Genomic DNA, 25,684 nt, shown 5'->3' with positions numbered 1-25,684 from the left:
CTCCTTGCAGGGGCCCGACGCGAGCCTGCGAGCGGTGGGGGGCAAGGAGGTCCTTACGCTGGGGGGCATGACCCTCTCCGCGCCCGCACCGGCCCCTGACGTCCCCGACGCCACGGCGTCGGCGCAGTGGCCGGACGCCACGGGGCACTTCGGCGTCTTCGGTGGCCGGTTCGTCCCCGAGGCCCTGATCGCCGCGCTCGACGAGCTGACCGCGGCCTACGAGGCGATGCGGGTCGACCCCGCGTTCCTCGACGAGTACGCCACCCTGCAGCGCGACTACACCGGCCGGCCCAGTCCGATCACCGAGGTGCCGAAGTTCGCCCAGCACTGCGGTGGCGCCCGGGTGCTGCTCAAGCGCGAAGACCTCAACCACACCGGCTCGCACAAGATCAACAACGTGCTGGGCCAGGCGCTGCTCACCAAGCGGATCGGCAAGACCCGGGTCATCGCCGAGACCGGCGCCGGCCAGCACGGGGTCGCCACCGCCACCGCCGCGGCCTTGATGGGGCTGTCGTGCACCGTCTACATGGGCGAGGAGGACACCCGCCGCCAGGCGCTCAACGTCGCCCGGATGCGGCTGCTGGGTGCCGAGGTGATCCCGGTGACCACCGGGTCGCGCACGCTGAAGGACGCGATCAACGAGGCGTTCCGCGACTGGGTGACCAACGTCGAGACCACCAACTACGTCTTCGGCACCGTCGCCGGTCCGCACCCGTTCCCGATGATGGTCCGGGACTTCCAGCGGGTCATCGGCGACGAGGCGCGGGCCCAGTTGCTCGAGCGCGAGCAGCGGCTGCCCGACGTCGTCCTCGCCTGCGTCGGCGGCGGGTCCAACGCCATCGGCATCTTCACCGCCTTCGTGCCCGACGAGGCCGTCCGGCTGGTCGGCCTGGAGGCCGGTGGGGACGGCGTGGACACCGGCCGGCACGCGGCCACCATCACCGGGGGAGACCCCGGGGTGCTGCACGGCGCACGGTCCTACCTGCTGCAGGACGACAACGGGCAGACGGTCGAGTCGCACTCCATCTCCGCCGGCCTGGACTACCCCGGCGTCGGCCCCGAGCACGCCTTCCTGCACGACATCGGGCGGGCCGAGTACCGGCCGGTCACCGACGCCGAGGCGATGGAGGCCTTCGCGCTGCTGTGCCGCACCGAGGGGATCATCCCGGCGATCGAGTCGGCGCACGCACTGGCCGGGGCGATGGTCGTCGGCCGGGAGCTCGGCCCGGACGCGCTGCTGCTGGTGAACCTCTCCGGCCGCGGGGACAAGGACGTCGAGACCGCCAGCGCCTGGTTCGACCTGGCGGACCGGACGGCGCCGACCGACTCCGACGAGCGGGCGGTCGAGGCCGGCCGGGGCGCCGAGCCCGGGCCGGGGATGGACACCGACCAGCACACCACCGAGGGCGCGGTCAGCAACGACCGGGCCGTCGCCGGGCAGGACGCGGGGGAGCAGGCATGAGCAGCGCCCTCGCCGAGGTGATCGGCGCCGCCCGCGCCGAGGGCCGGGCAGCGCTCATCGCCTACCTCCCGGTCGGCTACCCGGACGTCGACACGTCGATCGCGGCCATGGTCGCGGCGGTGGAGGGCGGCGCCGACGTCGTCGAGATCGGGGTCCCGTACTCCGACCCGGGGATGGACGGGCCGGTCATCCAGGAGGCCGTGGACGTCGCCGTCCGGGCCGGGGTGGGCATGGCCGAGGTGCTGCGCGCCGTCACGGCGGTCGCCGACGCCGGGGCGGTGCCGGTGGTGATGAGCTACTGGAACCCGATCGAGCGCTACGGGGTCGACCGGTTCGCCGACGACCTGGCGGCGGCCGGTGGCGCCGGCGCCATCACCCCCGACCTCATCCCCGACGAGGCCGGTCCGTGGCTGGCCGCCAGCGACCGGGTCGGCCTGGACCGGGTCTTCCTGGTCGCGCCGTCGTCCACCGACGCGCGGCTGGCCGCCACCGTCGCCGCCTGCCGCGGTTTCGTCTACGCGGCCTCCACGATGGGCGTCACCGGCAGCCGGGCCACCGTCGGGGACGCCGCGGAACGGCTGGTCGCCCGCACCCGCGCCGCCGCCGGCGAGCCGCCGGTCTGCGTCGGCCTGGGGGTCTCCACCGGCGACCAGGCCGCCGAGGTCGCCGGGTTCGCCGACGGCGTGATCGTCGGCTCGGCGTACGTGCGGCGGCTGCTCGACGGTCACGGCGCTGCCGGCGTGCGTTCACTGTCCGTCGAGCTCGCCGAGGGCGTCCGGCGTGCGAAGGTGCAGGCATGACCGTGCTCGCGGACGCCGCCGTCCTCGCCGCGATCCCCAGCCCCACCCAGGGGGTCTGGGAGATCGGGCCGTTCCCGCTGCGCGCCTACGCGCTGTGCATCATCGCCGGCATCGTGCTGGCCTGCTGGCTGGGTGAGCGCCGCTGGGTGTCCCGTGGTGGCGCCCCCGGCGACGTCCTGGACATCGCCGTCTGGGCGGTGCCCTTCGGCATCGTCGGCGGCCGCATCTACCACGTCATCACCACCCCGCAGCCCTACTTCGGGGAGGGCGGCGACCCGATCCGGGCCTTCGCCATCTGGGAGGGCGGCCTCGGGATCTGGGGCGCCATCGCGCTCGGTGGCGTCGGCGCGTGGATCGGCTGCCGCCGGCGGGGCATCCCGCTGCCGGCCTGGGCCGACGCCATCGCCCCGGGCATCGCGCTCGCCCAGGCCGTGGGGCGACTGGGCAACTGGTTCAACAACGAGCTCTACGGCAGCGCCACCGACCTGCCGTGGGCGCTGACGATCTACCGCTGGAACGCCTCCGCCGGTCAGGCGGTCACCGGCCCCGACGGCGAGCCCCTGGTGCTGGGCACCTTCCACCCCACCTTCCTGTACGAGCTGCTGTGGAACCTCGGCGTCGCCGCGTTGGTGATCTGGGCAGACCGCCGCTACCGGCTCTCCCACGGGCGGGCCTTTGCGCTGTACGTGGCCGCCTACTGCGCCGGCCGGGTCTGGATCGAGATGCTCCGCATCGACACCGCCGAGCAGTTCCTCGGGCTGCGGCTGAACGTCTTCACGTCGGTCGTCGTCGGCCTGCTGGCCGTCGCCTACCTGATCGTCAACCGCGGCCGGCCGCGCGAGGTGATCACCCGCGGGGCGGACAAGGCCCGCGAGGAGGCCCCGGCCGAGGTCTCGTCGCCGACGGCGGGCACCACGGCCGCCACCACCGCGAACGGCACGGCCCCGGGCGCCACGACCTCGGGTGCGACGGCCGCCGGGCGGCCGGCGGCAGGCGGCACGGTCGCGGGGGAGACGGTCACCGACCGCGCCGGTGAGGACCGGGCCGGTGCGCGCACCGACGAGGGCGGTTCACCCGGGAAGGGCTGACCCCGGTACGGCGCGTCGGGGCGCCGTCCGCGCAGCTGGACGAGATGTTCCCGACACCTGGTCGACATGTCGCGCAGGTGTCCTCGCTGTGTACGCTCGAACCCGGCCGACCAGTGATCCTGGGCCGGTCGGCGACGTCGGACCGGGCCAGCGCTGCCCCGTGCACGACCATCCCGCGGCCACCCGTCCCTGCGGGTGTGCGGGTCCGTGATGCCGGCTCGACGTACCGTGTCCGCCGGCCTCCGCTGCCCCACTCGTCGGACCCTCCCCGGTCCTGGCGTGCACCACCCACCCGCTCTGACCACCCGGCGGGGTCTGCGACCCCCCGCACCAGCGCCACCCGCCGACCGGATCCCGGGCGGCGAGCGGCGCCGCGGCCAGCCGACGACGGGAGTGACATGTCTGACCTCGCCGCCCCCTCCGCGGGATCGCCTTCCCCGGCCGCATCTGCGCCGGCCGTGCCCTTCTCCGCGCTCCCGGCCGCCTCCGGGCTCTACGACCCGGCCAACGAGCACGACGCCTGCGGCGTCGCGTTCGTCGCCGACGCCCGGGGCCGTCGCTCCCGGAAGATCGTCGCCGCCGGTCTCACCGCCCTGCACAACCTCGACCACCGTGGCGCCGCGGGCTCCGAGCCCAACTCCGGTGACGGGGCGGGGATCCTGACCCAGGTCCCGGACGGGCTGCTGCGGGAGAGCGTCGAGTTCGACCTGCCGCCGCTGGGCGAGTACGCGGTCGGCATCGCCTTCCTGCCCGCCGACGAGACCGAGCGGGCCTCGGTCGTCGACGCCGTCGCCGGGCTCGCCGCCGAGGAGGGGCTGACCGTCCTGGGCTGGCGTGAGCTGCCGGTCGACCCGGACGGCGCCGACCTCGGGCCCACCGCCCGGCGGGTCATGCCGCACTTCGCCCAGCTGTTCGTCGCCGAGACCATCGGTGCCCGCGCCGACTCCCGCGCCTTCGGCGGCACCGCCGCCCCGCACGGGGTGACCCGGCTGGAGCGTCGCGCCTTCGTGCTGCGCAAGCGGGTCGAGCGGGCCGCCCGGGACGCCGGCACCAGCTGCTACATCGCCTCGCTGTCCTCCCGGACGATCACCTACAAGGGCATGCTGACCACCGACCAGCTGCCGGCGTTCTTCCCCGACCTGCAGGACGAGCGGTACGAGTCGGCGATCGCGCTGGTGCACAGCCGGTTCTCCACCAACACCTTCCCCAGCTGGCCGCTGGCCCACCCGTTCCGGTTCATCGCCCACAACGGCGAGATCAACACCATCAAGGGCAACCGGAACCGGATGCGGGCCCGCGAGGCCAAGCTGGAGACCGAGCTGTTCGACGGCCCGGCCGGTCCGGCCAGCGAGCTCGGGCTGGAGCGGATCTTCCCGGTCACCGCCAGCGACTTCAGCGACTCGGCGACCTTCGACGAGGTGCTCGAGCTGCTCCACCTGTCGGGCCGTTCGCTGCCGCACGCGGTGCTGATGATGATCCCGGAGGCGTGGGAGAACCACGACGAGATGGACGCGGCCCGCCGCGCCTTCTACCGGTTCCACTCCTCGATCATGGAGCCCTGGGACGGGCCGGCCTGCGTGGCGTTCACCGACGGCAGCCTGATCGGCGCCGTGCTGGACCGCAACGGCCTGCGCCCGGGCCGCTGGTGGCGCACCAAGGACGACCTGGTCGTGCTGGCCAGCGAGGCCGGCGTGCTCGACATCCCGGCCGCCGACGTGGTCGCCAAGGGCCGGCTCCAGCCGGGCCGGATGTTCCTCGTGGACACCGCCGCCGGGCGGATCGTCTCCGACGAGGAGGTCAAGGGCTCCCTGGCCGGCGCCGAGCCCTACGACGACTGGCTGCACGCCGGCCAGGTGCACCTGCCCCAGCTGCCCGAGCGGCGTCGCTCGCGGCCCAGCCACGAGTCCGTCGTCCGCCGCCAGTTGCTCTTCGGCTACACCGAGGAGGAGCTGCGCATCCTGGTGCAGCCGATGGCCGCCAGCGGCGCCGAGTCGATCGGCTCGATGGGCACCGACACGCCGATCGCGTCGCTGTCGGACCGCTCGCGGCAGCTGTACGACTACTTCACCCAGCTGTTCGCCCAGGTCACCAACCCGCCGCTGGACGCCATCCGCGAGGAGCTGGTCACCAGCCTCGGGCGCACCTTCGGCCCCGAGCAGAACCTGCTCGACGCCACCCCGGCCTCCTGCCGGCAGCTGTTCCTGCCCTACCCGGTCATCGACAACGACGAGCTGGCCAAGATCTTGCACATCGACGACGACGGCGACCTGCCCGGCTTCGCCGCCGTGCGGATCACCGGCCACTTCGACGTCGCCGGCGGTGGCGAGGCCCTGGCCCAGGCGGTCCAGGACCTGCGCACCAAGGTCAGCAAGGCGATCGCGGCCGGCGCCCGGGTCATCGTGCTGTCCGACCGGGACTGCGACGAGAAGCGCGCCCCCATCCCGTCGCTGCTGATGACCGCCGCTGTCCACCACCATCTGGTGCGCGAGCGCACCCGGATGCAGGTCGGCCTGGTCGTGGAGTCCGGCGACTGCCGCGAGGTGCACCACGTCGCCCTGCTGCTGGGGTACGGCGCGGCCGCGGTGAACCCCTACCTGGCGTTCGAGAGCGTCGAGGACCTCATCCGCACCGGCACGCTCACCGGCGTCCAGCCGGCCCAGGCCGTCCGCAACGTGGTCAAGGCCATGGGCAAGGGCGTGCTGAAGGTGATGAGCAAGATGGGCATCAGCACCGTCGGCTCCTACACGATGGCGCAGATCTTCGAGACGGTCGGGCTGTCCAAGGCCGTCGTCGACGAATACTTCACCGGGACGGCGGCCACCCTCGACGGCGTCGGGCTCGACGTGCTCGCCGAAGAGGTCGTGATGCGGCACCGCCGCGCCTACCCGAGCAACCCGACCGAGACGGCGCACCGGCGGCTGGAGACCGGCGGGGAGTACCAGTGGCGCCGCGAGGGCGAGGTGCACCTGTTCAACCCCGAGACGGTGTTCCTGCTCCAGCACGCCACCCGGTCCCGGCAGTACGACGTCTTCCAGCGCTACACCGACACCGTCGACGGTCTCTCGGCCCAGGCGGCGACGCTGCGCGGCCTGTTCACCCTCAGGACCGGGGCCCGGCCCGCCGTCCCGCTGGAGGAGGTCGAGTCGGTCAGCGAGATCGTCAAGCGGTTCCAGACCGGCGCGATGAGCTACGGCTCCATCTCCGCCGAGGCGCACGAGACGCTGGCGATCGCGATGAACCGGCTGGGCGGCAAGTCCAACACCGGCGAGGGCGGCGAGGACCCCGACCGGTTCACCGCCGACCCCAACGGCGACCTGCGGCGCAGCTCGATCAAGCAGGTCGCCAGCGGCCGGTTCGGCGTCACCAGCGAGTACCTGGTCAACGCCGACGACATCCAGATCAAGATGGCCCAGGGCGCGAAGCCCGGTGAGGGCGGTCAGCTGCCGGGGAGCAAGGTCTACCCGTGGGTGGCCCGCACCCGGCACTCCACGCCCGGGGTCGGCCTGATCAGCCCGCCGCCGCACCACGACATCTACTCGATCGAGGACCTCAAGCAGCTGATCCACGACCTCAAGAACGCGAACAACGAGGCGCGGGTGCACGTCAAGCTGGTCGCGGAGTCCGGGATCGGCACCGTGGCGGCCGGGGTCAGCAAGGCCAAGGCCGACGTCGTCCTGGTCTCCGGCTTCGACGGCGGGACCGGTGCGGCGCCGCTGACCTCGCTCAAGCACGCCGGCATCCCGTGGGAGATCGGCCTGGCCGAGACCCAGCAGACGCTGCTGGCCAACGGCCTGCGCGACCGGATCGTGGTGCAGGTCGACGGCCAGATGAAGACCGGCCGGGACGTCATCGTCGCCGCGCTGCTGGGCGCCGAGGAGTTCGGCTTCGCCACCGCGCCGCTGGTGGTCGAGGGCTGCGTGATGATGCGCGTCTGCCACCTGGACACCTGCCCGGTCGGCATCGCCACCCAGAACCCGGAGCTGCGCAAGCGGTTCACCGGCAAGCCCGAGTTCGTGGTGACCTACTTCGAGTTCCTGGCCGAGCAGGTGCGCGGGTACCTCGCCGAGCTGGGCTTCCGCTCCATCGACGAGGCCGTCGGTCACGCCGAGCTGCTGGACGTCGCACCGGCGATCGACCACTGGAAGGCCTCCGGGCTGGACCTGCGGCCGATCCTGGCCGTGCCCGAGCTGCCCGAGGGCACGCCGCGGCACAAGGTCCGCGACCAGGACCACGGGCTGGACGTCGCCCTGGACCAGACGCTGATCCAGCTGTGCGAGGGCGCCCTGCTCGACGCCCGCCCGGTGCACCTCGAGCTCCCCGTCCGCAACGTCAACCGCACCGTCGGCACGATGCTGGGCTCGATGGTCACCCGCCGCTTCGGTGGGGAGGGTCTGCCCGACGGCACCATCGACCTGACCTTCACCGGGTCGGCAGGGCAGTCCTTCGGGGCGTTCCTGCCCCGCGGGATCACCATGACCCTGGTCGGCGACGCCAACGACTACGTCGGCAAGGGCCTGTCCGGCGGCCGGATCATCGTCCGCCCGGCACCCGAGGCGAGCTTCCCCGCCGAGGACAACGTCATCGCCGGCAACGTGATCGGCTACGGCGCCACCTCCGGCGAGGTCTTCCTCCGCGGCCGGGTGGGGGAGCGGTTCTGCGTCCGCAACTCCGGGGCGCTGGCCGTCGTCGAGGGCGTCGGTGACCACGCGCTGGAGTACATGACCGGCGGCACCGCGGTGATCCTCGGGCCGACCGGGCGCAACATCGCCGCCGGCATGTCCGGGGGGATCGGGTACGTGCTCGACCTGGCCCGGCACCGGGTCAACACCGAGATGGTGGACGTCGAGGCGCTGGACGGGCAGGGCTCGGCCTGGCTGCGTGACGTCCTCGAGCGCTACTGCGCGGCGACCGACTCGGCGGTCGCGACCAGCCTGCTGGCCGACTGGGGCCGCTGGGCGGGCCGATTCAGCGTGATCATGCCGCGTGACTACCGGCGTGCCATGGAGGCCCGGCGGGCCGCCGAGGCCGCCGGCTACGACGTGGACCGTGCCGTGATGGAGGCAGCTCGTGGTTGACAGCACCGGGTTCCTGAGGTTCGACCGTGAGCTGCCGCCCCGGCGGCCGGTCGACCTGCGCCTGCTGGACTGGAAGGAGGTGTACCTGACCCGCGACACGGGTGAGGACGCCGTCTTCCCGGTGCAGGCCGTCCGCGATCAGGCGGCGCGCTGCATGGACTGCGGCATCCCGTTCTGCCACCACGGCTGCCCGCTGGGCAACCTGATCCCGGAGTGGAACGACCTCGCCCGCCGGGACGACTGGCAGGAGGCGATCGAGCGGCTGCACGCGACGAACAACTTCCCTGAGTTCACCGGGAAGCTCTGTCCGGCGCCGTGCGAGTCGGCCTGCGTGCTCAACCTGGAGAACGCGCCGGTCACGATCAAGCAGATCGAGTGGGAGATCATCGACCAGGCGTTCGTCAACGGCTGGGTCACCCCGCAGCCGCCGGCGGAGCTGACCGGCAAGAAGGTCGCCGTCATCGGGTCCGGGCCGGCCGGCCTGGCCGCCGCCCAGCAGCTCACCCGCGCCGGGCACCAGGTGACCGTCTACGAGCGCGACGACCGGATCGGCGGGCTAATCCGCTACGGCATCCCCGAGTTCAAGATGGAGAAGCGCCACCTGGACCGGCGGCTGGACCAGATGCGCGCCGAGGGCACCCGCTTCGTCACCGACGTCACCGTCGGCGGCAGCGCGGGCAGCCTGAGCACCGAGCAGCTGCGGGCCGAGCACGACGCCGTCGTGCTGGCGATCGGCACCCCGGTGGCCCGGGACCTGCCGCTGCCGGGCCGGCAGCTGGACGGCGTGCACTTCGCCATGGAGTACCTGCCGCACGGCAACCGCGAGGCGCTCGGCGAACTCGACGACCCGCCGTTGTCGGCCAAGGGCAAGAACGTGGTCATCATCGGCGGCGGCGACACCGGGGCGGACTGCCTGGGCACCGCGCACCGCCAGGGCGCGGCCTCGGTGGCCCAGCTGGACTACAAGCCGGCGCCGTCGGGCACCCGGCCCGAGGACAACCCCTGGCCGACCTACGAGATGGTCCTGCGGGTCTCCCCGGCGCACGAGGAGGGCGGCGAGCGGCTGTTCGCCGTCAACACCGAGGCCTTCCTCGGCGACGAGCAGGGCCGGGTCCGGGCGATCGAGGTCGTCGAGATCGAGGTCGTCGACGGCAGGCGCCGGCCCAAGCCCGGGAGCACCCGGGAGCTGCCGGCCGACCTGGTCCTCCTGGCGCTGGGCTACACCGGGCCGGAGACCACCGGTCTGGTCGAGGAGCTGGGCTGCGGCGTGGACGAGCGGGGCCGGGTGGCGCGCGACGACGAATACATGTCCAGCGTCCCCGGGGTGTTCGTGGCCGGGGACATGGGCCGGGGCCAGTCGCTGATCGTCTGGGCCATCGCCGAGGGGCGCGCCGCGGCCGCCGCCGTCGACACCTGGCTGACCGGCAACTCGATGCTGCCCCGTCCGGTCACCCCGCACGCCGTCCCGCTGCGCTGACCCGCTGGTCGGCCGCTGGTCGGCGCTGGTCATCGCGGGGATGAGACGTCCCTGACGACTGCTGCCCCTCGGGGGGACACGACGGACCCGGTCCGCCGTGCCCGCCCGAGGGGCGACTAGTTTTGCCTCATGTCTCGTCGCGCGAAGATCGTCTGCACCCTGGGCCCGGCGACCGGTTCCCTGGACCAGATCACCGCCCTCGTCGAGGCGGGGATGGACGTCGCCCGCCTCAACTTCAGCCACGGGAAGCACGCCGACCACGAGACGGCCTACCGGCACGTGCGGGAGGCCTCCGACAAGGTGGGCCGCGCCGTCGCCATCCTGGCCGACCTGCAGGGCCCGAAGATCCGGCTCGGCACCTTCGCCGACGGCCCGGTCGTCTGGGCCGCCGGCAGCCGGGTGTGCGTGACCGTGGAGGACGTCCCGGGCACCGCCGAGCGGGTCTCCACCACCTACAAGGACCTCGCCAACGACGTGCGGGTCGGTGACCGCCTGCTGATCGACGACGGCAAGCTCGCCCTCACCGTGGTCGAGGTCGACGGCCCCGACGTGTGGTGCCTGGTGCTCGAGGGCGGCCCCGTCTCCAACAACAAGGGCCTGTCCCTGCCCGGCGTCGCCGTCAGCGTCCCGGCCCTGTCGGAGAAGGACGCCGAGGACCTGCGCTTCGCGCTCTCCCTGGGCGTCGACTTCATCGCGCTGTCGTTCGTGCGGCACGCCAAGGACGTCGAGCTGGTGCGCGAGATCATGCGCCAGGAGGACGTCGAGGTGCCGGTGATCGCCAAGCTGGAGAAGCCGGAGGCGGTCGAGAACCTCGAGGCGATCGTCGAGGCGTTCGACGGCGTCATGGTGGCCCGCGGCGACCTGGGCGTCGAGCTGCCGCTGGAGCAGGTCCCGCTGGTGCAGAAGCGTGCGGTGCAGGTGGCCCGGGAGCGGAACAAGCCGGTCATCGTCGCCACCCAGATGCTCGAGTCGATGATCAGCGCCTCCCGGCCCACCCGGGCCGAGGCCTCCGACGTCGCCAACGCCGTCCTGGACGGTGCGGACGCGGTGATGCTGTCGGGGGAGACCTCGGTGGGCAAGTACCCCGTCGTCGCGGTCAAGACGATGGAGCGGATCATCGATGCGGTCGAGTCCGACGCCGTGCGGGTGCCCGAGCTGCTGGTGCCGCCGCGTCAGCGCTCCGGGGCCATCGTGCGGGCCGCCAAGGACATCGGTGAGGCCCTCGACGTCGCCGCGCTGGCCGCGTTCACGCTCACCGGCAAGACCGCCCAGCTGCTCGCCGCCCTGCACACCCGGCTGCCGATCCTCGCCTTCACCACCGACCCGGCGGTCCGCAGCCGGCTGGCGCTGTCCTGGGGCGTGGAGACCTTCCTCGTGCCCGAGGTGACCCACACCGACGACATGGTCGGCCAGGTCGACTTCTCGCTGCTGTCCATCGGTCGGCTGAAGGAGGGCGACAAGGTCGTCATCGTCGCCGGCAGCCCGCCGAACACCGCCGGCTCCACGAACCTGGTGCGGGTGCACGAGGTGGGGACCGAGGCGTGACGGCCGGGGTCGCGCAGCCGGGGGAGACCCCGGCTGCGGAGCTGATGATCGTCCTGGACCTGGAGGAACGGGGCCCGGACGTCTACGTCGGCCAGACCCCCAGCACGCCGTTGCAGCGGATCTTCGGCGGTCAGGTCGCCGCCCAGGCCCTGACCGCCGCCAACGCGACGGTCGGGCCGGGGCGGGTGGTGCACTCGCTGCACTCGTACTTCCTGCGCCCCGGGGACCCGCACGAGGAGATCCGCTACGAGGTCGACCGCATCCGGGAAGGTCGCTCGTTCAGCACCCGCCGGGTGGTGGCCCGGCAGACCCGCAAGGGGGAGGACGTCGCGATCTTCGCGCTGACCGCGGACTTCACCGCGGGGGAGCGCGCCGTGGTCGAGCACTCCCTGCCGATGCCCGAGGTGCCCGGGCCCGACGGCCTGCCCGGGCTCGCCGAGGTGACCGCGGCGCACCCCGACCAGGGCGCGGCGTCCGCGGCGATCGGGCGCGCGGTGGAGCAGCGGTACCTGGCCGACCCGTTCGACCCGCAGCCGCGGCTGCCCCCGGACACCGCCTTCCGGGTGTGGTTCCGGGTGGCCGGCCGGCTCCCCGACGACGACCACGTGCACGCAGCCGCGCTGACCTTCGTCAGCGACCTGACGCTGCTGTCGGCCGGGCTGGCGCGCAACGGTGGCGGCTGGGGCGGGTCGATCGTGGGCGCCAGCCTCGACCACGCCGTCTGGTTCCACCGGCCGGTGCGCGCTGACGAGTGGTTCCTCTACGAGACCGACAGCCCCGCGGCCGCCAGTGGGCGCGCGCTGTGCTTCGGTCAGATCTGGGCCGCCGACGGCACGCACGTGGCGACCGTGGCCCAGGAGGGCCTCATCCGCTCCCTCGGCTGACGCCCGCGGCTCCAGGCGCGCGGTCGTGCGCTCAGCGGGGTGACCGGCCTCCGGCGACCCCGCTGAGCGCACGACCGCCGCCGGGTCAGCGGGCCGGGTGCTCCGGGGCCGCCGGGGTCGGGACGTCCAGGTCGGCCTGTGCGCCCGCCTGGGTGGCCGTCTCGTCGCCTGCGGCGGGGGTCTCCACGGTGGGGGTCCCGGCGTCCGGGGTACCCGTGGTCGGCTTCTCGGCGTCCGAGGGTTCCGCAGTCGGGGTCTCGACGTCGGGCGCCTCGGTGGTCGGGGTGTCGATGTCCGGGGTGCCGGACGTGTCCTCTGCCGCGAGTTCGGTGCTCGGCTCGGTCTCCGGGGCCGCTCCGGCAGCTGCGTCCGCCTGCTCGGCCGCTGCCTGCTCGGCCGCGGCCGCGGCTGCGTCGGCGGCGGCCCGCTCGGCGGCGGCCTGGCGCTCGGCCAGCTCGCGGGCCCGCTGCTCGGCCTGCTGCTCGGCGAAGTCGTTGGCCAGCCAGTCGTGGCCCTCGCACAGCAACGTCCACAGCCGCTCCACGTGCGCCCGGGTGGTCGACGGGGCACCGATCGCGACCCGGAGCACCGCCCGGCCGGCCACGGTGGTGTGGGTCAGGAAGACCTCGCCGCCGTCGTTGAGCCGGTCCAGCAGGGTCATGGTGGCGACGTCGGCGTCCACGCCGCGCGGCCAGCGCGGCTGCAGGCAGACCAGCGACAGCGGGTGGGGGGCGACGACGTCGAACCGGTCGTCGGCCTGCGCCCAGCCGGCCAGCTCCTGGGCGAGCGCGACGTGGCCGCGGACGTGCTCCCGCAGCCCCTCGGCGCCGTACCAGCGCACCACGAACCACAGCTTGAGGGCCCGGAAGCGGCGACCCAGCTCGATCTGCCAGTCGCGGTAGTCGACGACCGCGCCGGTGTCGGTGGCCGCGTTGCGCAGGTACTCGGGGAGGATCGACAGGGCCCCGGTGAGGGCGGCCCGGTCGGCGACCCAGAAGAGCGTCGCGTCGAAGCCGGTCAGCAGCCACTTGTGCGCGTCGGTGGTGTAGCTGTCGGCCCACTCGACACCGGCCTGCAGCGGACGGAGCTCCGGCGCGACGGCGGCGACCCCGGCGTAGGCGGCGTCCACGTGCAGCCACACCCCGAAGCGCTGGCAGATCGGGCCGATCTCGGCCAGCGGGTCGATCGCGGTGGTCGACGTCGTACCGACCGTCGCGCAGACCAGGACCGGGACGAACCCGCGGGCCACGTCCCGCTCCAGCCGCTGCTGGAGGGCGTGGGGGCTCATCGCCAGTTCGGAGTCGACCTCGACCACGCGGATCGAGTCGGTGCCCAGCCCGGCGATCCGGGCCGCCTTCTCCATCGAGCTGTGCGTCTCGGCGGAGACGTAGACGGTGTGCTCCTCCGGCCGGACCCCCTGCCGCAGCGTCGCGCCCTTGCTCACCCGGTGCAGTGCAGCCAGCAGGGCCACCAGGTTGGCCCCGGAGCTGGAGTCCTGCACCACGCCGCCGCCGGTGCCGGTGGACGTGAAGGACCCGGGCAGGCCGAGCAGGTCGGCGAACCAGTCCATGACGTGCTGCTCGAGTTCGGTGGCCGCCGGGCTGGTCACCCAGGACATGCCCTGGACGCCGAGGCCCGCGGAGAGCAGGTCGCCGAGGACGGAGGGGCCGGAGGTGTTGGCCGGGAAGTAGCCGAAGAAGCCCGGGTGCTGCCAGTGCGTCACCCCGGGCAGCACGATCCGCTCCAGGTCCGCCAGGACGGCGGAGACCGGCTCGCCCTGCTCGGGGGCCGTCGCCGGCAGCATGGCCCGGACATCGCCGGGGGAGACCCGCGACCGGACCGGGTGGGCGGCGATTCCCGTCCAGTAGTCGGCGATCCAGTCGACGACCTCGTGGCCGTGCTGGCGGAACTCCTCAGGGGTCAAGTGGCCGGTCACTGGGCCACCGTATTGGCCGGTGACGCCCGTCGCGGCGGTGGGTCGTCCGGCCCGTGCTCCTGCTGGTGTTCGGGTGCCCCCGGTGCGACTCGAACGCACACTGCGCGGGTTTTGAATCCGCTCCCTCTGCCGATTGGGGTACGGGGGCCAGCTCAACCGGGTGAGCAGCAGGGTATCTGGCGGGGTCCGGCCTCGTGCGGCCGATAGGATCACCCGGTGACCAACGCACCGACCCGGGTCCTCATCGCAGAGGACGAGGCCCTCATCCGCCTGGACCTCAAGGAGATGCTGGAGGAGGAGGGCTACGTCGTCGTCGCTGAAGTCGGCGACGGGCAGGCCGCCGTGGAACAGGCGCAGCTGCTGCGCCCGGACCTCGTCGTCCTCGACGTCCAGATGCCCGTCCTCGACGGGATCGCCGCGGCCGAGCAGATCGCTGCCGCGCGCATCGCGCCGGTGATCGTGCTGACGGCCTTCAGCCAGCGGGAGCTCGTCGAGCGCGCCCGGGACGCCGGTGCGATGGCCTACCTGGTGAAGCCGTTCTCCAAGAACGACCTGGTGCCCGCGATCGAGGTGGCGGTGGGCCGGTTCCAGGAGATGCACGCCCTGGACGCCGAGGTGAGCGACCTGAAGGAGCGGCTGGAGACCCGCAAGGTCGTCGAGCAGGCCAAGGGCCGGCTCATGTCCGAGCGCGGCATGACCGAGGCGGAGGCCTTCCGCTGGATCCAGCGGACGGCGATGAACGAGCGCACGTCGATGAAGGCCCTGGCGCAGGCGATCCTGGCCACCGACGCGCAGCCGACCGGAGACCCCAGCCCGACCGCTCCCGCCGACTCCTGAGCCGCGGCGCCGGGGAACAGCTCCCGGCGCGTTGCGCCGGTGTGTCGCCCGCGCCACCGGTGTGGCGACTGCGCAACGTGCAGGTCACAACCCCATCACGGTGCGGTCGAGGGTGGTCCGACCCGCGCAACCGGCAGTTAGGTTCTCCGCACTGATCGGCTCCCCGACAGGCAATGGGGCCTGTCGGAGAGCGTGGAGCACACACCTCACTGGGAGTTCCTTGATGCGCACAGGCACATTTGCCCGCGCGACCGCCCTCTCCGGCGCTGCCCTCCTCGCGCTGACCGCCTGTGGCGGCAGCGACGAGGACGGCGGTACCGCTGCTGAGGATGCGAGCGGCGAGAAGCAGGTCAACATCTACGGCACCGACGGCAACATGGGCAACGCCCTCGGCGAGGACTTCTCGGACGAGGGTGCGCTCGTCGGGATGAGCGGCACCACGCCGCTGACCGAGCTCTCCGGCGACTTCACCGAGCGGCTGCTCGCGATCGACCCGGACCTGCAGGACTACAACTACGCCGGTGAGACCTACGACGCCGTCATCCTGACCGCGCTGGCGGCCCAGGCCGCCGGCAGCAGTGACGCCACCGTGTTCGCGCCGTACCTCAACGGGCTGACCTTCGGTGGAGAGGCCTGCGACAGCTACAGCGCCTGCCTGGAGATCATCAACGCCGGTGGCAACGTCGACTACGACGGTGTCAGCGGGCCGCTGAGCTTCGCCGAGGCCGGGGAGCCGGCCCAGGCCAGCTTCGGCATCCTCCAGTTCGGTGAGGACAACGCCCTCGACGACGCGGAGACCGACTTCGTCATCGCCGGTGACGAGGCCAACGCCGCCACCGACGAGGGCCCGGCCTACGCGCCGGCGGGCGCCACGGGTGACCCCCTGGTGATCGGCACCTTGCTGCCGCTGACCGGGAACCTGGCCTTCCTCGGCCCGCCCGAGGTCGCCGCTGCACAGCTGGCGGTCAACGAGGTCAACGAGGCCGGTGGCGTGCTCGGCCAGCCGGTGCAGCTCGTCGAGGGTGACTCCGGTGACGCCTCGACCGACACCGCCACCCAGACGGTCGACCGGCTGCTGCAGTCCAACGTCGACGCCATCGTCGGTGCCGCGTCGTCCGGGGTGAGCCTCACCGTCATCGACACCATCACCGGTGCCGGTGTCCTGCAGATCTCGCCGGCGAACACCTCCGACCAGTTCACCGAGTACGCCGACAACGGCCTGTACTTCCGCACTGCGCCCCCGGACACGCTGCAGGCCCGTGCGCTGGCCGACCTGATCGCCGAGGACGGCAACAACACCGTCGGCATCCTGGCGATCAACGACCCGTACGGCACGGGTCTGGCCGAGAACACCCGCGACAACCTGATCGCCGGTGGTCTGTCCGAGGACAGCATCAAGTACGTCACCTACGACCCGCAGGCGGCGAACTTCGACTCCGAGGTCCAGCAGATGGTGGACTTCAACCCCGACGCCGTCGTGGTCATCGGTTTCGAGGAGTCCTCGCGGATCATCCAGGGCCTCAACGCCCAGGGCATCGGGCCCCAGCGCTGAGCTGAGGCACGAGGCGCTGTGATCGTGCAGCGCTGAGGCTGTTCCACCCCGTTCCAGGCTGCGGCCCGGCACCCTCGAGGTGCCGGGCCGCAGTGCTGGGCGGGGCACGGCGGACCGGCCCTCAGCCGACCAGCAGCACGGCGAGGACGACGCCGGCGGTCGCCAGGCCCACCCGGAGGGCGTCCACGCGGAGCAGCCGACGGTGGACGGCGGCGTCCCAGCCGGCGTCCAGGCGGCGGTGCAGCGGCACGGCGCCGAGCGCGGTCACCAGCAGGACCAGGGCGGTCACCGTGGCCGCGGCGAGGGCCAGGCCCCACGGCGTCCCGGCCGGCGGGTCGACGAGCAGCCAGCCGCTGGTCACCGCCTGCGCGGCGAAGAGGGGCCCCACCACCCGGGCCACCCGGCGCTGGTGCGCACGCTCGTAGGCGGGGAAGGCAGCCGCGGGCACCTGGTCGAACTGGGGGTAGACGAGCACCCGCACGGTCCACTGGAAGCCGGCGTACGCGCTGACCGCGATCAGGTGGACGAGGAGGAGCACCGCGTGAGTCTGCCTCGCCCGATGGCACCGGGGACGACGACGGCCGGCCTCCCAGGGGAGACCGGCCGTCGCGGTGGTGTCACTGGGCCTTGGCGAGGGTCCCCAGGTAGAGCTCGATCACCTTCGGGTCGTTCATCAGCGACTTGCCGGTGTCGGTGTAGGCGTTGCGGCCCTGGTCGAGCACGTAGCCACGGTGGCAGATCTGCAGGCACCGCCGGGCGTTCTGCTCGACCATGATGATCGAGACGCCGGTGGCGTTGATCCGCCGGCAGCGGATGAACACCTCGTCCTGCAGCACCGGGGAGAGGCCCGCCGAGGGCTCGTCCAGGAGCAGCACGGAGGGGTCCATCATGAGTGCGCGGCCCATGGCCACCATCTGCCGCTCGCCACCGGAGAGGGCGCCGGCCTTGCCCTTCCGCCGGTCACCGAGGAGCGGGAACAGGTCGGCGACGTAGTCGAAGCGCTCCTTGAACGACTTCGGACGCAGGTAAACGCCCATCTGCATGTTCTCCTCGATGGTGAGCGAGGGGAACACGTTGTTGTTCTGCGGCACGTAGCCGACGCCCAGGGAGACCAGCCGGTGGGCCGGGGCCGACGTGATGTCCTCCCCGCGGAGCGTCACCGCGCCGGACCGGACCGGGATCAGCCCGAACAACGCCTTGAGCAGCGTGGACTTGCCGGCGCCGTTGGGGCCGATGATCCCGACGAGCTCGCCGTCGGCGAGGTAGAAGTCGCAGCCGTTGAGGATGTTGACCCCGGGCACGTAGCCCGCCACCAGGTCGTCGGCGCGGACCAGTGCACCCTCGGCGAGCCGCAGGTGCTCCTCCCGGGTGGCTGCCTTCTCCGCGGGCGACATGGCCGCCGCGGTGGCGGCCCCGGGCTCCTCGGCGACCGGCCGGTCCTGCTCGGACTCCGGGACCGAGAACCTGCGGTCCTCCGGCGGACCTGGTACGTCGGCGGTGCTCATCGTCCTGTCCTCCTCTTGCGGCCCCGGTCGGAGCTGATGACGTCCTCTCGCCGGGCACGTTCGGCCGCCTGGTCCTCGGCGAGGAAGCGGTCCTCCTCCTCCTCGGACAGCGGGGCGTCGTGGTGCGCGCCGAGGTAGGCGTCGACGACGGCCTTGTTCTGGCTGATGGAGTCCGGTGCGCCCTCGGCGATGACCTTCCCGGCGGCCATGACGACGACCCAGTCGCTGATGTCCCGGACGACGTCCATGTCGTGCTCGACGAAGATGACCGTCATGCCCTCCTCGCGGAGGTCCTTGACGTGGCCCAGCAGGCTCTGGGTCAGCGCCGGGTTCACCCCGGCCATCGGCTCGTCGAGCATCACCACCTGCGGCTCGCTCATGAGCGCGCGGGCCATCTCCAGCAGCTTGCGTTGGCCGCCGGACAGGCTGCCGGCGAAGTCGTCCTTCTTGGCGTCGAGCTTGAACCGCCGCAGGAGGTCCATCGCCCGCTCGGTGTTGGCCTTCTCCTGCGCCTTCCAGGTGCCGGGCACCAGGGCACGGAGGAAGCTCTCCCCGCGCTGCCCCTGGGCGCCGAGCAGCATGTTCTGCAGCACGGTGAGCCGGGACAGCGCCTTGGTCAGCTGGAAGGTGCGGACGACGCCGAGCCGGGCGACCTGGTGCGGGCTCAGCTTGCCCAGGTCGCGGCCGTTGAACGACCAGGTGCCGGTGTTGGGCTGGTCGAACCCGGTGAGCAGGTTGAACAGCGTCGTCTTCCCGGCACCGTTGGGGCCGATCAGCCCGGTGATCCCGCCGCGCTGGATCTCCAGGTGGTCGACCGACACCGCGGTGAGGCCGCCGAACGTGCGGGTGACGTGGTCGACGACGATCGCCGGGTCGGGCTTGGCGACGCCGACCTCCCAGGGGACGTCCCGGAGGGCGGCCTGGGCCACCCGCTGGGGCTGAGCGCGCGTGGCGCCGGCCGGGGCGGCACCGCCGGCCGGGACCGTGGCCTCCTCGGACCGTGCGGCGTGCGCGCCGTGGGGAGCGGGGTCAGCGGGCATCGAGCATCACCTCTCGTCGGTCACCGAAGATGCCCTGGGGCCGGAACACCAACAACAGCATGAGCCCGATCCCGACCAGCACGTAGCGCAGCTGCGCGACGTCGGTGGAGGAGAGCAGTTCCGCGGGGATGACCCCGTTGGCGATCAGGGAGCGCAGCCCGGTGTCGGCGAACTGCAGGATGAACAGCAGCAGCATGGACCCGATGACGGGGCCGAGCACCCGCGCCGCACCACCGAGGATCAGCGCCGCGTAGGCCAGGAAGGTGTTGGCGTTCTGGTACTGGTCGGGGATCGCCGAACCGGTGCCGATGGCGTACACCATGCCGCCGAAGGCGCCGAAGATCCCGCCGAGGACCAGGGCCTGCATCTTGTAGGCGTAGACGTTCTTGCCCAGCGAGCGGACGGCGTCCTCGTCCTCCCGGATGGCCTTCACCACCCGCCCCCACGGAGAGCGCATGAGCGCCCAGACGAGCAGCGAGCACAGCGCGACCAGGATCCACCCGATGGTGACGACCCAGAGCTCGCTGCCGCTCCAGGTGGTGCCGATCAGGTCGTACCGGCGACCGGTGTCCCAGGGAGCCAGCGCGACGAAGTCGCGGTTGAACGCCGACAGGCCCCGGGTGCCACCGGTGACCGGGGTGGCGGAGACGGATCGGAAGACCAGTCTCAGCCCCTCGGCCGTGGCGATGGTGACGATGGCGAGGTAGTCGGCGCGCAGGCGCAGCGTCGGCAGGCCGAGCAGCAGAGCGAGCACGACGGCGGCGAGCACCCCGACGAGGACGCCGACCCAGAACGGCAGCCCCCACTGGCTCACCGAGATGGCGATGCCGAAACCGCCGAGCATGGCGAAGGCGATCTGGCCGAAGTTGAGCAGGCCCGTGTACCCGAAGTGCACGTTGAGCCCGATGGCGAGCAGGGCGAAGAAGATCGCCTGGAACCCGAAGAACGCCTTGCCGGCGATCGCGAACGCGTTGAGGAGGTCGGCCATCGGTCAGCCGATCCTGGCGCGGCTGCCCAGGATGCCCTGGGGACGGATGACGAGGATGACGATCAAGAGGAGCAGGCCTCCGACGTACTTCATGTCATTCGGGATGACGAGGGTGGACATCTGCACGAAGACGCCGACGATGAGGCTGCCGAGCAGGGCGCCGTAGGCGGTCCCGAGCCCACCGAGGGTGACCCCGGCGAACATCAGCAGCAGCAGCCGGAAGCCCATGTCCCACTGGACCTGGTCGGAGAGGCCCAGGAGCACGCCACCGAGCGCGGCGAGCGCACCGCCGAGCACCCAGACGAAGAGGACCACCCGGTTGACGTCGATGCCGGAGGACGCCGCCAGGTCGCGGTTGTCCGACACCGCCCGCATCGCCTTGCCGATCTTGGTGCGCTGCAGCATGAGCGCCACCAGCACGAGCACGACGACCGCGATGACGATCGAGGCGATGTCCCGGTCCTGCAGGGTGAACAGGCCGTAGCTCCGCGCCCGCTGGCCCTGGTAGTCGGCGTAGGGGTTGGAGAACCCGCCGTAGAAGATCTGGTAGGTGTAGCGCAGCGCCAGGGAGAGCCCGATCGAGACGACCAGCGCCGCGATGAGCCCGGTGCCGCGGCGCCGCAGCGGCCGCCAGATGATCAGCTCGTTGAGGGCGCCGACGACCCCGCCGACCACCATCGCCAGGAGGGCGGCGGGGATGAGCGGTACCCCGCCCTGCACGTTGATGTACCAGGCCGCGATGGCGCCGATGGTGACCAGCTCGCCGTGGGCGAAGTTGGTCAGCCCGGTGGTGCCGTAGATCAACGACAGGCCGACCGCTGCCATGGCGATCAGGAGCCCGAACCGCAGGCCGTCGACGAACAGCTGGACGGCGCGGACGGTGCCGCCCCCGTCGTTGCGGCTGCCGTCGTTCAGGCCGATGTTGACCGGCTGCGCGCGCCCGGCGTCGACGGTGACGGTCCGGCTCGGCTCGCCGTTGACCTCGACGCCCTCCGGCAGGTCGTCGGGGTCGACGCTCACGACGTACTGGCCGGGACCCGGGAGGTCGACCTCCCACCGGCCGTCCTCGCCGGTCTGGACGGTGTCCACGATCTCGCCGTCGGGGGTGGCCACCTCGACGGTGACCCCTTCGATCGGGCCGCTCAGGCTGGTCTGCAGGGTGCCGCGCACCTGCTCGCCCGCCTCGGCTGCGGAGGCGACGCCGGGCGCCAGGGTGGCGAAGGCCATCCCGAAGGCGGCGAGGAGCAGGACCAGCACCAGTGGACGGTGGGCGCTGTGCCACCGGCGAGGGCTCCGCCGGTGTCCGGGTGGGTCCTCCCGGGTGGAGCTGCGTTCCCCGCACCTCGCGGCACGGTGGGGCGCGTGCGTCACTCGACCTCCCAGCCGTTGGATGTGAGCCGGGACAGTAACCCACTGCTGTTACGGGCATCGACCTGCTGGGACACACTGTGACCCTTCTGCGACACGCCGATGTGCTACTCGCCGGTAGTCCAGGGGCGACGTGTCGCCCGCGCGCGCGGCCCGGCGCCGCCCGGACCGGGGGCGGGGCAGGCCCGCGCCGGGTTCACCGGGCGGGGCGGATCAGGCAGGTGAGCCGTGCGCTGGCGGTCGGCCGGCCGGCCTCGTCGCTCACCGCGATCAGGAAGGTCGCCAGGGTCCGACCCCGCCGGACCGGTGTGCAGACCGCGGTGACCAGGCCGGACGTGGCCGCCCGCAGGTAGCTGGCGTTCAGCTCGATGCCGACCACCGTCCCGCCGGGCCCGGCGTGCAGCATCGCCGCCCACGACCCGACGCTCTCCGCCAGGGCGCAGGTGGCCCCGCCGTGCAGCAGGCCGAAGGGCTGTTCGTTGCCGGCCACCGGCATGGTCGCCACCAGCCGGTCGGGGGAGTAGTCGGTGATCTGGATCCCGAGCTTGTCGTCCAGCGGGCCCTGGGTGTCGGACGGCAGCCAGTCGGGACGCGCGGTGGTCATGCACGCACCGTAGTTGCGGCCCGGCTGCAGGGGCCTGCGCCGAGCTCGCGAGGCGTGGGGGGCAGCCGGGTCCTTCTAGGATCGCGGTCGATGTCCGCACCGGTGAGCACCTCAGCCAGCAGCCCAGCGTCCGCCTCCGACCCGGCCTCCGGGGTCCGTCCGCGGCTGCTGCTGCTCGACGGCCACTCGCTGGCGTACCGGGCCTTCTTCGCCCTGCCGGTGGAGAACTTCTCGACCACCACCGGGCAGCCGACCAACGCCGTCTACGGCTTCACGTCGATGCTGATCAACGTGCTGCGCGACGAGAAGCCCAGCCACCTCGCGGTGGCCTTCGACGTCAGCCGAAAGACCTTCCGCAGCGAGATCTACGCCGACTACAAGGCCAACCGCGCCGAGAGCCCGACCGACTTCCGCGGCCAGGTGAGCCTGGTGCAGGAGGTCCTCGGTGCGCTGCACGTCCCGGTGATCACCGCGGAGAACTACGAGGCCGACGACGTCATCGCCACCCTGACCGTGCAGGCGGTCGAGCAGGGCATGGACGTGCTGATCTGCACCGGCGACCGGGACGCGCTGCAGCTGGTCAACTCCCACGTCACGGTGCTCTACCCACGCAAGGGCGTCTCCGACCTCACCCGGTTCACCCCCGAGGAGGTGGAGGCCAAGTACGGCCTGACCCCCACCCAGTACCCCGACTTCGCCGCGCTGCGCGGCGACCCCAGCGACAACCTGCCCAACATCCCGAGCGTGGGGGAGAAGACCGCCGCCAAGTGGGTGCGCGAGTACGGGTCGCTGGACGCGCTGGTCGACCAGGTGGACACGGTGAAGGGGAAGGTGGGGGAGAAGCTGCGGGAGCACCTCTCCTCGGTGCTGCAGAACCGCCGGCTCACCGAGCTGGACCGCGCCGTCCCGCTGGAGGTCGGGCCGCAGGACCTGGCCGTCCAGCCCTGGGACCGCAACGAGGTGCACACCCTCTTCGACAACCTGCAGTTCCGGGTGCTGCGCGACCGGTTGTTCGCCACCCTGGCCACCCCGGCGCCGGAGGTCGACGGCGGCTTCGACGTGACCGCCGACCAGGTGGGCCCCGGGGGGCTGCGGGAGTGGCTGGACGCGCATGCGCGCACCGGCCACACCGGGCTGGTCTTCCGCGGGAGCTGGGGGCGGGGCACCGGCGAGCTCACCGGCATCGCGCTGGCCGCGGCCGACGACCACGCCACCTTCGTCGACCTGGGCCCCGACCTCGACGTCGCCGACGAGCAGGCGCTGGCCGGCTGGCTCGCCGACCCGGCCTCGCCCAAGGTCGTGCACGAGGTGAAGGGCCCGCTGCTGGCCGTCTGGAGCCGCGGCTGGGAGCTGGCCGGGATGGTCAGCGACACCGCGCTGGCCGCCTACCTCGCGCTGCCGGGGCAGCGGTCCTTCGACCTGGGCGACCTGGCGGTGCGCTACCTGCGCCGGGAGCTCAAGGACGCCGCCGAGCCGGAGGTCCAGCTCACCCTGGACGGGCTCGGCCCCACCGAGGACGACGTCGCCGCGGCCGCCGCACACGCCGACGTCCTCAAGGCGGTCGCGGTCAACGACCTCTCCGACGCCCTGGAGCAGGTGCTGGGCCAGAAGGGCGGCGGCCAGCTGCTCGGGGACATCGAGCTGCCGCTGACCCGGGTGCTGGCCGCGATGGAGCACCGCGGCATCGCCGCCGACCTGGACTCCCTGCACGAGCTGCAGCAGGAGTTCGCCGCCGCGGTCGCCGACGCCGCCCAGGAGGCCTACGCCGTCATTGGCAAGGAGATCAACCTGGGGTCGCCCAAGCAGCTGCAGGCGGTGCTGTTCGACGAGCTCGGCCTGCCCAAGACGAAGAAGAACAAGACGGGCTACACCACCGACGCCGAGGCGCTGACCACGCTGCTGGCCTCGACCGGGCACCCGTTCCTGGAGCACCTGCTGCGGCACCGCGACGTCACCCGGCTGCGCACCGTGATCGACGGGCTCATCCCCATGGTCGACGACGGGGGCCGCATCCACACCACGTTCCAGCAGACGATCGCGGCGACCGGCCGGCTCTCCTCGACCGACCCGAACCTGCAGAACATCCCGATCCGCAGCGCCGAGGGGCGCCGGATCCGGCAGGCCTTCGTCGTCGGCGCCGGATACGAGTCGCTGCTGACCGCCGACTACAGCCAGATCGAGATGCGGATCATGGCCCACCTGTCCGAGGACGCCGGCCTGATCGAGGCGTTCACCTCCGGGGAGGACCTGCACTCCTTCGTCGCGTCGCGGGCATTCGACATCCCGATCGAGCAGGTCGACCCGGAGATGCGCCGGCGGATCAAGGCGATGAGCTACGGCCTGGCCTACGGGTTGAGCGCCTACGGGCTGTCCCAGCAGCTGCGGATCACCCCGGAGGAGGCGCGCGGTCAGATGCACGCCTACTTCGAGCGGTTCGGCGGCATCCGCGACTACCTCGACGGGGTCGTGGACGACGCCCGGCAGACCGGCTACACCGAGACGACGCTGGGTCGCCGCCGCTACCTGCCGGACCTGACCAGCGACAACCGGCAGCGCCGGGAGATGGCCGAGCGGATGGCGCTCAACGCCCCGATCCAGGGGTCGGCCGCCGACGTCATCAAGGTGGCGATGCTGAACGTGGAGCGGGCCATCGCGGCCGAGGGGCTGAGCTCACGGATGCTGCTGCAGGTCCACGACGAGCTGGTGCTCGAGGTGGCGCCGGGGGAGCGGGAGACCCTGGAGGCGCTGGTGCGGCGGGAGATGGCCGGCGCGGCCCAGCTGTCGGTGCCGCTGGAGGTCTCGGTCGGCTTCGGCACCAGCTGGGACGACGCCGCCCACTGACGGCCTCGTCCGGAGGCTCGCCCGAGCTTGCGAGGGGGGAGGGGGACGAGGTCCTTCCTCAGCGGGTGGGGCGGCCCAGGGGAAAGGTGCAGACCTGCTGCCAGGACCCGGCTTCCCGGGTGCCGGCGTAGAGCGCGGCGGTGTCGATGCGGGTGCGCAGCGGCATCGCCGCGCACAGCACCTCCTGGGCCTGCTCGAGCCCGGCCAAGTCGCCCTGCCGGCGCTGCCCGATGCTCAGGTGCGGCACCGGATCGCCGTGCGCACCGCGGTAGGGAGGGTGGTCGGGGAACGCCTCGGCGACGATGCGGGTCAGCCGGCGGAACGGCTCGTCCGGTTCGGGGACGAGGTAGAGCATCTCGTCCCCGAACCACGCGGTCTTGGTGAACGTGCAGTCGAACGGGGACTCGGCGGCGAGCAGGTCGGCCAGGCCGGTCAGCACGGCGTCGTCCACCTGGCGTGGGGTGACGAAGGGGTAGATCAGCGACAGGTGGGCCGGGACCCCCCACGACGCGGAGACGTCGAACTGCTGGCGGTGCGGGTCGACCAGCGGTTCGGCGTCCGGGACCAACAGCACCACGGCGCTCTCGGTCGCATCGCCCAGGACGGACTGTGCACTCTGGTCCACCGCGCGGCTCCCTCGCTCCGTTCCGGCGTCACCGGGCGGGGCCGGTGTCGCTGGACA

General features: G+C 72.5%; 18 protein-coding genes and 1 tRNA gene. 10 read left to right on the top strand and 9 right to left on the bottom strand.

What is annotated here, in order from left to right; genetic code table 11:
- Nucleotides 1-67 precede the first annotated feature (67 nt).
- From trpB to O2W16_RS00950, 7 genes are all read left to right on the top strand, one after another.
- Nucleotides 68-1,462, top strand: a complete 1,395-nt coding sequence (gene trpB, locus O2W16_RS00980) for a tryptophan synthase subunit beta (protein WP_269156928.1) — start codon at nt 68-70, stop codon at nt 1,460-1,462.
- Nucleotides 1,459-2,262: a tryptophan synthase subunit alpha gene (trpA, locus tag O2W16_RS00975; protein WP_269156927.1), complete on the top strand. Its 804-nt coding sequence runs from the start codon at nt 1,459-1,461 to the stop codon at nt 2,260-2,262. The genes trpB and trpA overlap by 4 nt, the downstream gene beginning before the upstream one ends.
- The gene (gene lgt, locus O2W16_RS00970; protein ID WP_269156926.1) at nt 2,259-3,350 is read left to right on the top strand and encodes a prolipoprotein diacylglyceryl transferase; all 1,092 of its coding nucleotides are present in this window, start codon (nt 2,259-2,261) and stop codon (nt 3,348-3,350) included. Before trpA ends, lgt begins: the two co-directional genes overlap by 4 nt.
- Nucleotides 3,351-3,748: 398 nt before the next feature.
- The gene (gltB, locus tag O2W16_RS00965) at nt 3,749-8,425 is read left to right on the top strand and encodes a glutamate synthase large subunit (protein WP_269156925.1); all 4,677 of its coding nucleotides are present in this window, start codon (nt 3,749-3,751) and stop codon (nt 8,423-8,425) included.
- Nucleotides 8,418-9,902 carry a glutamate synthase subunit beta gene (locus O2W16_RS00960; RefSeq protein WP_269156924.1) on the top strand — a complete coding sequence of 495 codons (1,485 nt, stop codon included), beginning with the start codon at nt 8,418-8,420 and terminating at the stop codon, nt 9,900-9,902. Before gltB ends, O2W16_RS00960 begins: the two co-directional genes overlap by 8 nt.
- 129 nt (nt 9,903-10,031) lie before the next feature.
- Entirely contained in the window at nt 10,032-11,447 is a 1,416-nt protein-coding gene (pyk, locus tag O2W16_RS00955) for a pyruvate kinase (RefSeq protein WP_269156923.1), read from the top strand.
- Nucleotides 11,444-12,331 carry an acyl-CoA thioesterase gene (locus tag O2W16_RS00950; RefSeq protein ID WP_269156922.1) on the top strand — a complete coding sequence of 296 codons (888 nt, stop codon included), beginning with the start codon at nt 11,444-11,446 and terminating at the stop codon, nt 12,329-12,331. The genes pyk and O2W16_RS00950 overlap by 4 nt, the downstream gene beginning before the upstream one ends.
- Nucleotides 12,332-12,416: 85 nt before the next feature.
- Here O2W16_RS00950 and O2W16_RS00945 read toward each other — a convergent pair whose 3' ends face one another.
- On the bottom strand, nt 12,417-14,267 hold the full coding sequence (locus O2W16_RS00945) for an aminotransferase class V-fold PLP-dependent enzyme (RefSeq protein WP_269156921.1): 1,851 nt from the start codon (nt 14,265-14,267) through the stop codon (nt 12,417-12,419).
- Nucleotides 14,268-14,341: 74 nt separating this feature from the next.
- Nucleotides 14,342-14,415: transfer RNA gene (locus O2W16_RS00940), tRNA-Leu, on the bottom strand.
- Nucleotides 14,416-14,483: 68 nt separating this feature from the next.
- Between O2W16_RS00940 and O2W16_RS00935 the strand changes: the two genes are divergently transcribed.
- Nucleotides 14,484-15,104: an ANTAR domain-containing response regulator gene (locus O2W16_RS00935; RefSeq protein ID WP_269156920.1), complete on the top strand. Its 621-nt coding sequence runs from the start codon at nt 14,484-14,486 to the stop codon at nt 15,102-15,104.
- A 223-nt stretch (nt 15,105-15,327) separates the two neighbouring features.
- Entirely contained in the window at nt 15,328-16,656 is a 1,329-nt protein-coding gene (locus tag O2W16_RS00930) for an ABC transporter substrate-binding protein (RefSeq protein WP_269156919.1), read from the top strand.
- 121 nt (nt 16,657-16,777) lie between these two features.
- Here O2W16_RS00930 and O2W16_RS00925 read toward each other — a convergent pair whose 3' ends face one another.
- The 6 genes from O2W16_RS00925 to O2W16_RS00900 form a co-directional block, all read right to left on the bottom strand.
- Nucleotides 16,778-17,194, bottom strand: coding sequence for a DUF1772 domain-containing protein (locus O2W16_RS00925; RefSeq protein ID WP_269156918.1), 417 nt, complete (start codon nt 17,192-17,194; stop codon nt 16,778-16,780).
- A 79-nt stretch (nt 17,195-17,273) separates the two neighbouring features.
- Complete coding sequence (locus O2W16_RS00920) at nt 17,274-18,161, bottom strand: ABC transporter ATP-binding protein (protein WP_269156917.1); 888 nt, start codon at nt 18,159-18,161, stop codon at nt 17,274-17,276.
- The gene (locus O2W16_RS00915) at nt 18,158-19,201 is read right to left on the bottom strand and encodes an ABC transporter ATP-binding protein (protein WP_269156916.1); all 1,044 of its coding nucleotides are present in this window, start codon (nt 19,199-19,201) and stop codon (nt 18,158-18,160) included. The genes O2W16_RS00920 and O2W16_RS00915 overlap by 4 nt, the downstream gene beginning before the upstream one ends.
- On the bottom strand, nt 19,191-20,189 hold the full coding sequence (locus O2W16_RS00910; RefSeq protein WP_269156915.1) for a branched-chain amino acid ABC transporter permease: 999 nt from the start codon (nt 20,187-20,189) through the stop codon (nt 19,191-19,193). Before O2W16_RS00910 ends, O2W16_RS00915 begins: the two co-directional genes overlap by 11 nt.
- A 3-nt stretch (nt 20,190-20,192) precedes the next feature.
- Nucleotides 20,193-21,446, bottom strand: a complete 1,254-nt coding sequence (locus O2W16_RS00905; RefSeq protein WP_269156914.1) for a branched-chain amino acid ABC transporter permease — start codon at nt 21,444-21,446, stop codon at nt 20,193-20,195.
- A gap of 307 nt (nt 21,447-21,753) precedes the next feature.
- Nucleotides 21,754-22,161 carry a PaaI family thioesterase gene (locus O2W16_RS00900; RefSeq protein ID WP_269156913.1) on the bottom strand — a complete coding sequence of 136 codons (408 nt, stop codon included), beginning with the start codon at nt 22,159-22,161 and terminating at the stop codon, nt 21,754-21,756.
- Nucleotides 22,162-22,251: 90 nt separating this feature from the next.
- Between O2W16_RS00900 and polA the strand changes: the two genes are divergently transcribed.
- Nucleotides 22,252-25,002 carry a DNA polymerase I gene (gene polA, locus O2W16_RS00895; protein WP_269156912.1) on the top strand — a complete coding sequence of 917 codons (2,751 nt, stop codon included), beginning with the start codon at nt 22,252-22,254 and terminating at the stop codon, nt 25,000-25,002.
- Nucleotides 25,003-25,060: 58 nt separating this feature from the next.
- Here the strand turns inward: polA and O2W16_RS00890 are convergent, their stop codons facing one another.
- A complete protein-coding gene (locus O2W16_RS00890; protein ID WP_269156911.1) occupies nt 25,061-25,627 on the bottom strand; it encodes a 2'-5' RNA ligase family protein in 567 nt (188 codons plus the stop codon).
- Nucleotides 25,628-25,684: the final 57 nt, after the last annotated feature.

It is taken from the genome of Modestobacter sp. VKM Ac-2984, assembly GCF_026967985.1.
Taxonomy (GTDB): domain Bacteria; phylum Actinomycetota; class Actinomycetes; order Mycobacteriales; family Geodermatophilaceae; genus Modestobacter.
Note: the sequence above shows the minus strand (reverse complement) of the source record. Positions and strands in the feature narration are given on the sequence as shown.

Bases quoted from the DNA above. Each gene is read 5' to 3' on its own strand.
- polA (WP_269156912.1), top strand. From the start codon at position 22,252: ATGTCCGCACCGGTGAGCACCTCAGCCAGCAGCCCAGCGTCCGCCTCC.
- trpB (WP_269156928.1), top strand. From the start codon at position 68: ATGACCCTCTCCGCGCCCGCACCGGCCCCTGACGTCCCCGACGCCACG.
- O2W16_RS00915 (WP_269156916.1), bottom strand. From the start codon at position 19,201: ATGCCCGCTGACCCCGCTCCCCACGGCGCGCACGCCGCACGGTCCGAG.
- trpA (WP_269156927.1), top strand. From the start codon at position 1,459: ATGAGCAGCGCCCTCGCCGAGGTGATCGGCGCCGCCCGCGCCGAGGGC.
- pyk (WP_269156923.1), top strand. From the start codon at position 10,032: ATGTCTCGTCGCGCGAAGATCGTCTGCACCCTGGGCCCGGCGACCGGT.
- O2W16_RS00900 (WP_269156913.1), bottom strand. From the start codon at position 22,161: ATGACCACCGCGCGTCCCGACTGGCTGCCGTCCGACACCCAGGGCCCG.
- O2W16_RS00920 (WP_269156917.1), bottom strand. From the start codon at position 18,161: ATGAGCACCGCCGACGTACCAGGTCCGCCGGAGGACCGCAGGTTCTCG.
- O2W16_RS00930 (WP_269156919.1), top strand. From the start codon at position 15,328: ATGCGCACAGGCACATTTGCCCGCGCGACCGCCCTCTCCGGCGCTGCC.
- lgt (WP_269156926.1), top strand. From the start codon at position 2,259: ATGACCGTGCTCGCGGACGCCGCCGTCCTCGCCGCGATCCCCAGCCCC.
- gltB (WP_269156925.1), top strand. From the start codon at position 3,749: ATGTCTGACCTCGCCGCCCCCTCCGCGGGATCGCCTTCCCCGGCCGCA.
- O2W16_RS00910 (WP_269156915.1), bottom strand. From the start codon at position 20,189: ATGGCCGACCTCCTCAACGCGTTCGCGATCGCCGGCAAGGCGTTCTTC.